We start from the raw sequence: 11,243 nt of genomic DNA, 5'->3' as shown, positions 1-11,243 counted from the left end.
AAATTAGAGGATGGTAATATGGACGTAGATCTGAGAAGTAAAGTAAATATTTTCAAAGAATACTATGATAATTTAAATAAGTCATTAAGACTTGAGAGTAGCAAAATCAAAGTTTTAGAAAGTTTTTTATATACTATAACTAATGAAGAAATTGATTATGTAAAACTAAAAGCAATAAGAAAATATATAAAAAAGAGTGATATAGGATCTAACTTTAATTCAGAAATGAGAAAAGTAATGTCTATTTTTTTATATTCAAATAGTAATTATGAAAAAATAATTAAGGACACAGCAATGATATACAATCATTTGATTAGTAAGAGATTTGAATTGGACAAGTTAACTGAATTTATATCATTTAATATAAGTGTTAGATTTCCAGAAATAGAATATGATTATATTATAAAAAAAATGATATACATAAAAGAAAATATAGAATCTAGATATGGTATAGGAAAAGAATATAGTTTAAGAAACTTATGTTTTTTAAATATTTCAATGTTTACAAAAGAGTGTGATGAAGTATTAAAAGATTATTTTAAAATTTATGATACACTAATTAATAAAGGTATAAATAAAGAGGAGGCATTATATTCTGTCTCTACGTTGATGCTTTCAAACAATAAAAATTATATAGATAGATTAGAGAAGCTTAAAGATATAAAAAAATTATTTTATGATAATAATATTTTATTAGAAAAAGATTATTATTTATTACTAGGATTGTCAGTATTAATTGTTGAAAAAAGTGATAAATTTGTTGATAATGTACTCGAAGTTTATAAATGTCTTTATGAAAAAAAGTATTTAAAGAAAAATATTTTAATGTTACTTTCAATAGCTTTAGTTTTAAATGAATATATTGAGGTTAATTATGCAGAATATACAAATTTTTTTTGGGATAGAGAAGTAAATATACTTAATAGGTTATTAGAATACCTGTCTGTAATAATAGTCTAAGGATATATTTTAAAATTAAATATTAGTCTATGTTTTAAGTGAATGTTGATATTGTAGTATAAAGCTCATGGACAGAACTGAAATAGGAAACTTGACTCATATACATTCGTCCAGTAAATTCGAGGAACAAAATATAAAATTTTGACTTTCACTTAAGAGTTCTAAAAAGCAAATTCCAATGCCAGTTCAGGCTTATACTACAATATCAACACTGTTTTAAAACATAGCAAAATGTTAATATAATTTTAAATATTTTATAAAAAGGAGCAGAAATAATATGGATAGCAATAGTACTAGAGTTGCCAAAATTGCAACTAAGATGGCCATATGTGATAGACATGAAGAGGAAGAATTAAAAAGAATTTATAATAAACAAGATGTTAAGGTTACAGCAGTTAATATAGGTGGAAATATTAATTCATCTATATCTAAGATATTAGAAAGTGCTTTAGTAGCTTCAAAGAGAAATGGTCTTATAAGAGAAGAACATTTACATGAAGGTGCTGTTATAGGTGCTACTAGAGATGCTATAAATCAAATTTCTAATAGAGCAAATGCTCAAAATGTTGGTGGAAAAATTGGAATAGCTAGAGGTGGAGAGCATATATCAGTTTGTATATTTCTAAGTATAGGATTGCTTCATTTAGATGAAGTTGTTATAGGAATAGGACATAGGGCTATTTCTATATAGTGGATTTTAAAAAATATTATTTAGAATTATATTTTTAAAATAGTATATTAAGTAAGATAGATTTAGATTAATAGTTATATATAGTTAGAAGCAAACCAATAAAAGGTTTGCTTTTTTTTATGCTTTATTCTACTATTAATTATATATAAATTATGTTACATGTATTAACAATAGAGTTATATAATATGTAATTTTAATGAGGTGAAAATATGAGGCCATTAGCAGATTTAATGAGGCCAAATAAATTAGAGGATTTTGTTGGGCAAAAACATATATTAAGTGAAAAAAGCCCGTTATATAATTTAATAAAAAGTAATCAAATATGTAATTGTATATTTTATGGTCCGCCAGGAACAGGAAAAACAACATTGGCTAATATAATGGCTAATTATGTTGATAAAAAGTTTTATAAATTAAATGCAACAACAGCATCTGTAAAAGATATTCAGGAAATAACGGGAAGTTTAGATAATTTATTAAATTATGGTGGTATAGTTCTTTATATAGATGAATTACAACATTTTAATAAAAAACAACAACAAGCTTTATTAGAATTTATAGAAGATGGACGAATAACGTTGATTGCAAGTACGACAGAAAATCCTTATTTTGTAATACACAAGGCTATAATAAGTAGGTGTAATATATTTCAATTTGAACCACTAAAAGTTTTAGATATAGTATTAGGTCTTAAAAAGTCTTTAGATAAATTATTAAATGAAGGTATAAAAGTCAAATACTCTGAGAACGCTTTAGAATATATTGGAGAAATTTCTCAAGGGGATTATAGAAAAGCATATAATATTTTAGAATTAGCTATAAATTCTCAAGTTAAGTTAGTTAAAGAAATTTCAACTGAGTATATAGAGTCTCTTGGTCAGTCTAATTTAAGATCTGATAGTAATGGTGATGAATTTTATAACTTATTAAGTGCATTGCAAAAAAGTATTAGAGGAAGTGAACCTAATGCAGCTGTACATTATTTAGCAAGACTTATAAAAGGCGGGAATATGTCAGCAATTATAAGAAGAATATCTGTAATAGTAGCAGAAGATATAGGGCTTGCACATCCAAATGCATTAACTGTTGTTAATTCTGGGATTGAATTAGCTTTAAAAGTAGGATTTCCTGAAGCAGGTATAATTTTATCAGAACTAGTTGTTTATTTAGCAACACTTCCAAAATCAAATAGTACTTATAGGGCTCTAAATTCCGCAATGAGTGATTTAGAGTCAATAAATATTGGTGATATACCTAAGCATTTAAAAGATGCTCATTATAATGGCGCAAAAAAATTAGGGGTTGGAGGATATAAATATCCTCATGATTATCCTAACAACTATGTAAAGCAGGAATATTTACCTTTAGAACTAAGAGAAAAAAAGTACTATATTAAACAGAACAATAAATATGAAGAAAGTATAAAAAAATACTGGGAGACAATAAAAAAGTAATTCGAATTAATTGACAAAAGCCGAGTGTTTTGATAAGATATAAACGGAATTTATAATTAATAAATAATAAGTGGGTGAAATGAATGAAACTTTCTACAAAAGGTAGATATGGAGTTAGAGCTATGGTTGACCTGGCATTTAACTATGGAGGGCCACCGACATCGATAAAAACTATATCTAAAAGACAAGGTCTCTCAGAATATTATTTAGAACAACTATTTAGTCCACTTAGAAAAGCCAATATAATCAGAAGTATAAGAGGTGCTCAGGGAGGGTATGTATTAAGTAAACCACCAGCAGAAATTACTGTTGGAGATATAATGCATGTTTTAGAAGGACCAGTTGAAATAGCAGATTGTATTGATGGAGTAGAGTGTTCAAATGTTGACAGTTGTGCAACAAAATTACTATGGCAAAAGATAAAAGATAGTATTGATGATGTTATGAATTCAATTACGTTACAAGATATAATAGATGACTATGATGGTAAAAAAACATCAATAGAGATTGTTGATAGGAGTGAATAAATAATGAGAAACGTTTATATGGACTATGCAGCTACAACTTATGTTAAACCTGAAGTTCTAGAAGAAATGTTACCATATTTTACAGAAAAATTTGGTAATCCATCTTCTTTTTATGGAATATCAAGAACAACTAAAATGGCGATAGATGAAGCAAGACTTAAAATTGCAAAAGCATTAAATTGTAAAGCAGAAGAAGTATACTTCACAGGCGGAGGATCAGAAGCTGATAACTGGGCGATAAAGGGAATTGCTTCTGCGCATAAAAATAAAGGAAATCATATTATAACAACAAAGGTAGAACATCATGCAGTTCTTCATACTTGCGAATATTTAGAAAAACAAGGTTATGAAGTTACATATTTAGATGTTGATAAAGAAGGATTTATTAACTTAGATGATTTAAAAAATGCTATAACAGATAAAACTATATTAGTTTCAATTATGTTTGCTAATAATGAAATAGGAACTATTCAACCTATTAAAGAAATAGGAGAAATATGTAAACAAAGAAATATATATTTTCATACAGATGCAGTTCAAGCAGTTGGTAATGTACCAATTGATGTAAAAGAAATGAATATAGATATGTTATCTTTAGCAGGACATAAGGTTTATGGACCTAAAGGAATCGGAGTTTTATATATAAGACAAGGCATTAAGATTGATAATTTAATTCATGGTGGAGGCCAAGAAAGATCAAGAAGAGCAGGAACTGAAAATATAGCAGGTATAGTTGGTATTGGTAAGGCAATTGAACTAGCAAATGATAATTTAGAATCTCACATGAAGAGAATGACAGAATTAAGAGATAGATTAATAGATGGACTTCTAAAAATTCCTTATACTAGATTAAATGGACCAACAGGTGATAAAAGATTACCGGGAAATGTAAATGTATGTTTTAGATTTATTGAAGGGGAATCAATTTTATTATCTTTAGATTTTGAAGGAATATGTGGATCAAGTGGAAGTGCATGTACATCAGGATCATTAGATCCATCTCATGTATTATTAGCGATTGGTCTGCCACATGAAAGAGCACATGGATCATTAAGATTAACATTGGGTGAAGGATCAACTATAGAAGATGTAGATTATGTTATTGAGACTGTACCACCAATTATTGAAAGATTAAGAAATATGTCACCATTATGGGATGACTTTTTAAAGAAGGGAGAAAATTAATATGATATATACAGATAAAGTAATGGACCATTTTAAAAATCCAAGAAATGTTGGAGAAATTGAAGATGCTAATGGAATAGGTGAAGTTGGAAATGCCAAATGTGGCGATATAATGAAAATATATTTAAAGGTTGAAGATAACATTATAAAAGATGTAAAGTTTAAAACTTTTGGTTGTGGATCAGCTATAGCATCATCATCAATGGCAACAGAGATGATAAAAGGTAAAAGTTTAGATGAAGCATGGGAATTAAGTAATAAAGCAGTTGCAGAAGCATTAGATGGACTTCCACCAGTAAAAATGCATTGTTCAGTGCTTGCAGAAGAGGCTATTCATAAGGCTATAAATGATTATAGAGAAAAAAATGGTTTAGAAGTAAGACCAATGAAAGAACATAACCATGATGAATTACATAACATGGTTCATGGAGAATAACAGATGAGTAACTCTACTAAGAAAAAAGTATTAATAGGTATGAGTGGCGGAGTTGATAGCTCTGTTGCTGCATATTTATTAAAACAACAAGGTTATGAAGTCATTGGTGCTACAATGCAAATATGGCAAGAAGATAATGAATATGCAGAAAAAGAAGGGGGATGTTGCTCCCTTTCTGCTGTAAATGATGCTAGAAGAGTATGCGATAAGTTAGATATACCTTTTTATGTTTTAAATTTTAGAGATTATTTTAAAGATAAGGTTATAGATTATTTTGTGCAAGAATATATAGATGGAAGAACACCGAATCCTTGTATAGAATGTAATAAACATTTAAAGTTTGATGAACTTTTAAGAAGAGCAAGAGGAATAGGTGCAGACTATGTAGCTACAGGTCATTATGCTAAAATTGAAGAAAAAGATGGTAGATATCTTCTTATAAGATCAGATGATGATAGAAAAGATCAAACTTATGCTTTATATAATTTTACCCAAGACCAATTAAAGCACACTCTTATGCCTTGTGGACAATATACAAAAGAAAAAATAAGAGAAATTGCTAAAGAAATAGGATTAGCGGTTCATAATAAGAAAGATAGTGAAGAAATATGTTTTATTCCAGATAATGATCATGGAAAATATATATTAAATGCAAGACCAGGTGTTATAAAACCAGGCAATTTTGTTGATAAAAATGGTAATATACTTGGAAAACATAAAGGAATTGTATACTATACTATAGGGCAAAGAAAAGGATTAGGTATTGCACTTGGAAGACCTATATTTGTAACAGATATAAATCCTAAAACAAATGAGGTTGTTTTAGGTGCAGAAGAAGATATATTTAAAACTGAATTGATAGCTGGAAATTTAAATTTTATTACTTTTGATGCTTTAGATAAGCCAACAGAAGTTGAAGCTAAAATAAGATATTCTGCAAGAACGGCTAAGGCCATTATTTCTCCATTAAAGGATGGAAGAGTTAAAGTAACGTTTAAAGAAAAACAAAGAGCTATAACAAAAGGCCAATCAGTTGTGTTTTATAATGGAAACATTGTAGTAGGTGGAGGAATAATTGAGGCTATTATTTAATTTATATTTGTTTAAATAATATTAGTACAGATATTATTTAATTTTCTTACTTTAAAGTAACAAGAAAAAGATAGATTTTACTTTTTCTTGTTATTTTTTTTATCCAAAAATTAATTATTTATAGAATTTATTTCTTATATTATGGATAGAATACCAATTAGATAGTAGAAAACTATTAAGATAAGGAGTATTATAAATAATGTTTAAAACTAAAGATTTTTATTTGAAGAAAGTATATGATATAAATGGTAAAAAAATTGGTGTTATACAAGATATTTATATTGACTTTTATGATGAACAAATAGTTGGATTTGAAATTTCTAATTTAGCTTTTTTTTCTAAAAAGAATTATATTTCAATAGATGATGTTATCGAAATTGGAGAAGATGTAGTAGTAAATAATTTAGAAATAGGTTCAGGATTAAAATTTAGAGATATTAAAGATATGGATGTTGTTGATACAGGTAGTACTGTAAAAGGAGTTGTAGAAGATTTATTAATTTGTGAAAAAGATTATTCAATAAAAGCAATTGTAGTAACATCAGGACTTATTGACAAGATGATAAGAGGAAAAGAAATCATTCTTTTAAATGAGTGTATATTAGGAGAAGATTATATATTATATACTGGAAAAAGAGGCATTTCATTTAAGACTATGCCACATAATATGAATAATTATGAAGCTGTTAAAAAGATATAAAAATAAAATTATACCAATAATATTGTTATTAATATTATTCCTAATAGTATTAATATATTTATGTAATGATTCTATAAATAGTGTTGCAAATATAATAATAATTTCATTTATTTTATCTTATCTTATATCACCTGCTAGAGATTTTATTGAATATAGGTTTAAAATAAAAAAAACTACAGCATCCTTATTGATAATTATTGGAATTTTAAGTCTTATTATAACTTGTGTAGTAATAATAATCCCTGAACTAGTTAAAGAAGTGTCTAATATTGGAGTTATATTTGATAATATTGCAGAATTTTTAGATTCAATATCAGGAAGGTTTAAAATGATTAATTTTCCAGCATTGAATTCAATATATAATGAGATTTTGGAGAAGGGAAATATAATATTTTTAAATTTTTCTAAAAGTATAATTAATAATTTTATATTGATAACTGAAAATATTATTTCTTGTGCAATTTTACCTGTAGTAGTTTATTATTTTTTATGCGATGGAGAAAAAATATATAATAAGATATTATTAATATTACCAACTGAAAAAAGGGCGTTAACTAAAAGAATATTAAATGATATAGATAAAGTTTTAGGAAGATACATTGCAAGTCAAATATTTCTTTCTGTAATAATAGGTTGTATGACATTTATTTTATTAATTATATTTAAAGTTAAGTTTCCGGTTTGGATTTCTCTATTAAATGCTATATTAAATATAATACCTTATTTCGGACCTATTTTTGGAGGTATACCAGCTGTTATAGTAGCTTTTTTAGATTCACCTATAAAAGCATTTTGGGTGGCATGTGGAATTTTTATAATTCAACAAATAGAAGGAAACATTTTATCTCCTAAAATAACTGGAGATAGTACAGATATGCATCCGATTGTTATAATTATATTACTTCTTATTGGGGATAAGTTTGGAGGATTTATAGGAATGGTATTAGCTGTTCCTATAGGAGTAGTTATAAAGGTTTTATATGATGATATTAACTATTATTTATTTTAAAAATAATTAATATATATGTTCTAATTAAGTTATCATATGTATAATTTTTTATAAAATTTTTATAGGAGATATGCCTTGAATTAATAGCATCTAATTTATAAGGCTATATATCAGAAGTTTAAAACAAAAATATATTGATTATTGACATAATTATTTAGATGAAATATAATTTTCATGAAATAATTAAATATTAAGCGATGAATAGGAAAAGTAGATGTGTTATAGATATTCAGAGAAGGAATGGTTGGTGAGAATTCCTTATTTATATATTTCGAAGCTACCTAGGAGCTATAAATAACTGAGTGATGTATTATATACATAATTAGGGTGGTACCGCGGAAATAATAGCTTTCGTCCCTTTATTTTTAGGGATGAGGCTTTTTTTATGTACTAGGAAATTATAAAAGCTATAATTTTATAATAACATTGATAATTTTTATATTAAGATAAATTAATTTATTATATGGAGGAATATTTATGAATTTTATGAAAACCAATGATTTAAGAGAAGCTTATTTGAAGTTTTTTGAAAGTAAAGAGCACTTAAGATTAGATAGTTTTTCTTTAGTTCCACAAAATGATAAAAGCTTATTATTAATAAATGCAGGAATGGCTCCACTTAAACCATATTTTACAGGTTTGCAAAAACCACCTAAGACAAGAATTACAACTTGTCAAAAATGTGTAAGAACTGGAGATATCGAAAATGTAGGAATAACAAGTAGGCATGGTACATTTTTTGAAATGCTTGGAAACTTTTCTTTTGGAGATTATTTTAAAAAAGAAATAATTCCATGGGCTTGGGAATTTATAACAGAAGTCTTAGAGCTTCCAAAAGAAAAATTATATGTAACAATATATTTAGATGATGATGAAGCATATGAATATTGGACTACTCTTACAGATGTAGATAAGACTCATATATTTAGATTAGGTAAAGAGGATAATTTCTGGGAACATGGATCAGGTCCTTGTGGTCCTTGTACTGAAATTCATTTTAATAGAACCGATAAAGTGCCTAAAAATGCTGAAGAATTTGTTGAATTTGCTGATGCAGATGAAATAGTAGAATTTTGGAATCTTGTATTTACTCAATTCGATGGTGATGGAAAAGGGAATTATGAAAAACTTGAAAAAACTAATATAGATACAGGTATGGGTCTAGAAAGACTTGCAACTATAATGCAAGGAAAAAATAATATATTTGAAATAGACACAATAGAGAATATATTAAAAGGAATATGTAAGCTTGCTAATGTGGAATATGGAAAGGAATATAAAACAGATGTTTCTTTAAGAATTATAACTGATCATATTAGATCTATAACATTTTTAATATCTGATGAAGTTATGCCTTCAAATGAAGGAAGAGGATATGTTCTTAGAAGATTACTAAGAAGAGCAGCTAGACATGGAAAAACTTTAGGGATAAAGGACGCATTTTTATGTGACTTATGCGATATAGTTATTAGAGATGCTAAAGATGCTTATCCAGATTTAGAAAAGAAAAAGGAATATATTAAAAAAGTAATCAAAATAGAAGAAGATAAATTCAGAGAAACTTTAGATGCTGGAATGGATATATTAAATACATTTATATCAGAATTAAAAGAAAAGAATGAAAAAGTATTAAATGGAACTGATGGATTTAAGTTATATGATACTTTTGGATTTCCAATGGAACTTACAAAAGAAATCTTAGAAGATGCAGGTCTTTCTCTTGATGAAGAAGGTTTTGATAAGGAAATGAAAGAGCAAAGAGAAAGAGCTAGAAGTGCAAGAAAAACTTCAAATTATATGGGGGCAGATATAAAAACTTTAGATATTATAGAAGAAACTATTGAAACTAAATTTGATGGATATAATAATGATAAATTAGTTGGAGAAGTAAAGTGTTTAATTAGTGGAGAAAATTTTGTAGATGTTATAACAGAAGGAAATAGTGCTGTTGTTGTTACTGATACTACTCCATTTTATGCGGAAATGGGTGGTCAAATAGGAGATACGGGTACAATATCTAATGATAGATTTAATGGAAAAATACTTGATACTAAAAAGAACATTGGTGGAAAGATAGTTCATTTTGTAGAAGTATTAAATGGAGAACTTAAAATAGGTGATAAGGTTACATTAGAAGTAGATAAAACTAGAAGAGAAAATATTAAAAGAAATCATACAGCTACGCATCTTTTAGATACAGCTTTAGTTAAGGTATTAGGAAATCACGTTCATCAAGCAGGATCATATGTAAGTGCGGATAGATTAAGATTTGATTTTTCTCATTTTGAGGGTTTAAAAGAAGAAGAAATTCTTAATGTTGAAAAATTAGTTAATGAAGCTATTATGAGTGTTATAGCAGTAAGTACACAAGAAATGGATTTACAATCTGCAAAAAATAGTGGAGCAATTGGAATATTTGATGATAAATATGCAGATAAGGTTAGAGTTGTTTGCGCAGGTGAGTATTCTAAGGAATTATGTGGAGGTACTCATATAGATAATACTGGTAAAATAGGATTATTCAAAATAATATCTGAAAGTGGGATAGCTGCTGGAACTAGAAGAATAGAAGCGGTAACAGGTATAGAAGCTTATAAATTAATTAATGAAAAAGCAGAATTATTAAAACAAGTTTCAAATAAGCTTAAGTGTTCAGAAAAAGAAATAATAGGAAAACTTGATCAACAAGCTAAAGAAATTAAAGAAAAAGATAAAGAAATATCAAATTTAAAATCTAAATTTGCATCAATGGGAATTGATGATATAATTAATTCAACCAAGCAAATTAAAGGTATAAATGTTATTTCTTATGGATTAAAAGATGTTGATGGAGAGGCATTAAGAAATCTTTGTGAAAAGGTAAGAGATAAGGTTGAAAAATCATTAACAGTACTTACAAGTGAAACTGATGGAAAAGTAATTATTTGTGCAATGGCTACAAAAGATGCAGTTTCTAATGGAGTACATTGTGGTAAAGTAATAAAAGAGGTATCGTCTATACTTGGCGGTGGCGGTGGAGGAAGACCCGACATGGCTCAAGCAGGAGGAAAATTACCAGAAAAGGTAGAAGAAGCACTTAATGAAGTTTACAAAATAGTTGAAACTTTAGCAAAGTAGTATACTTTTTAGACAATATAGGTTATAATCTATATATAGATTATAAAAGTTCGATAAAATCATAATTTTTAT

At 27.1% G+C, this 11,243-nt stretch carries 10 protein-coding genes and 1 other annotated feature; all 10 genes read left to right on the top strand.

Going from position 1 to position 11,243, the window contains the following annotated elements:
* The first annotated feature begins 18 nt into the window (after positions 1–18).
* The 10 genes from KYD98_RS07035 (at position 19) to alaS (ending at position 11,171) form a co-directional block, all read left to right on the top strand.
* Positions 19–960, top strand: a complete 942-nt coding sequence (locus KYD98_RS07035) for a DUF4003 family protein (protein ID WP_219778900.1) — start codon at positions 19–21, stop codon at positions 958–960.
* Between the two features lie 277 nt (positions 961–1,237).
* Positions 1,238–1,651, top strand: coding sequence for a HutP family protein (locus KYD98_RS07030; RefSeq protein ID WP_219778899.1), 414 nt, complete (start codon positions 1,238–1,240; stop codon positions 1,649–1,651).
* 209 nt (positions 1,652–1,860) lie between these two features.
* Positions 1,861–3,105, top strand: a complete 1,245-nt coding sequence (locus tag KYD98_RS07025) for a replication-associated recombination protein A (protein WP_219778898.1) — start codon at positions 1,861–1,863, stop codon at positions 3,103–3,105.
* An 83-nt stretch (positions 3,106–3,188) separates the two neighbouring features.
* Entirely contained in the window at positions 3,189–3,632 is a 444-nt protein-coding gene (locus KYD98_RS07020; protein WP_219778897.1) for an RrF2 family transcriptional regulator, read from the top strand.
* Between the two features lie 3 nt (positions 3,633–3,635).
* On the top strand, positions 3,636–4,817 hold the full coding sequence (nifS, locus tag KYD98_RS07015; protein WP_219778896.1) for a cysteine desulfurase NifS: 1,182 nt from the start codon (positions 3,636–3,638) through the stop codon (positions 4,815–4,817).
* Position 4,818: 1 nt separating this feature from the next.
* Positions 4,819–5,253 (top strand): Fe-S cluster assembly scaffold protein NifU, encoded by a 435-nt coding sequence (gene nifU / locus KYD98_RS07010; RefSeq protein WP_219778895.1) that lies wholly within the window; start codon positions 4,819–4,821, stop codon positions 5,251–5,253.
* 3 nt (positions 5,254–5,256) lie between these two features.
* Positions 5,257–6,345 carry a tRNA 2-thiouridine(34) synthase MnmA gene (mnmA, locus tag KYD98_RS07005; protein ID WP_219778894.1) on the top strand — a complete coding sequence of 363 codons (1,089 nt, stop codon included), beginning with the start codon at positions 5,257–5,259 and terminating at the stop codon, positions 6,343–6,345.
* A gap of 199 nt (positions 6,346–6,544) precedes the next feature.
* Positions 6,545–7,045, top strand: coding sequence for a PRC-barrel domain-containing protein (locus KYD98_RS07000; protein WP_219778893.1), 501 nt, complete (start codon positions 6,545–6,547; stop codon positions 7,043–7,045).
* Complete coding sequence (locus tag KYD98_RS06995; RefSeq protein ID WP_219778892.1) at positions 7,023–8,054, top strand: AI-2E family transporter; 1,032 nt, start codon at positions 7,023–7,025, stop codon at positions 8,052–8,054. The genes KYD98_RS07000 and KYD98_RS06995 overlap by 23 nt, the downstream gene beginning before the upstream one ends.
* A gap of 188 nt (positions 8,055–8,242) precedes the next feature.
* Positions 8,243–8,416: a binding site (T-box leader), on the top strand.
* A gap of 115 nt (positions 8,417–8,531) precedes the next feature.
* The gene (gene alaS, locus KYD98_RS06990; protein WP_219778891.1) at positions 8,532–11,171 is read left to right on the top strand and encodes an alanine--tRNA ligase; all 2,640 of its coding nucleotides are present in this window, start codon (positions 8,532–8,534) and stop codon (positions 11,169–11,171) included.
* Positions 11,172–11,243 lie beyond the last annotated feature (72 nt).

The sequence above is a fragment of the Clostridium weizhouense genome (assembly GCF_019431045.1).
GTDB classification, from domain to species: Bacteria; Bacillota; Clostridia; order Clostridiales; family Clostridiaceae; genus Clostridium; species Clostridium weizhouense.
This window is presented reverse-complemented; position numbering and strand designations above follow the sequence as displayed.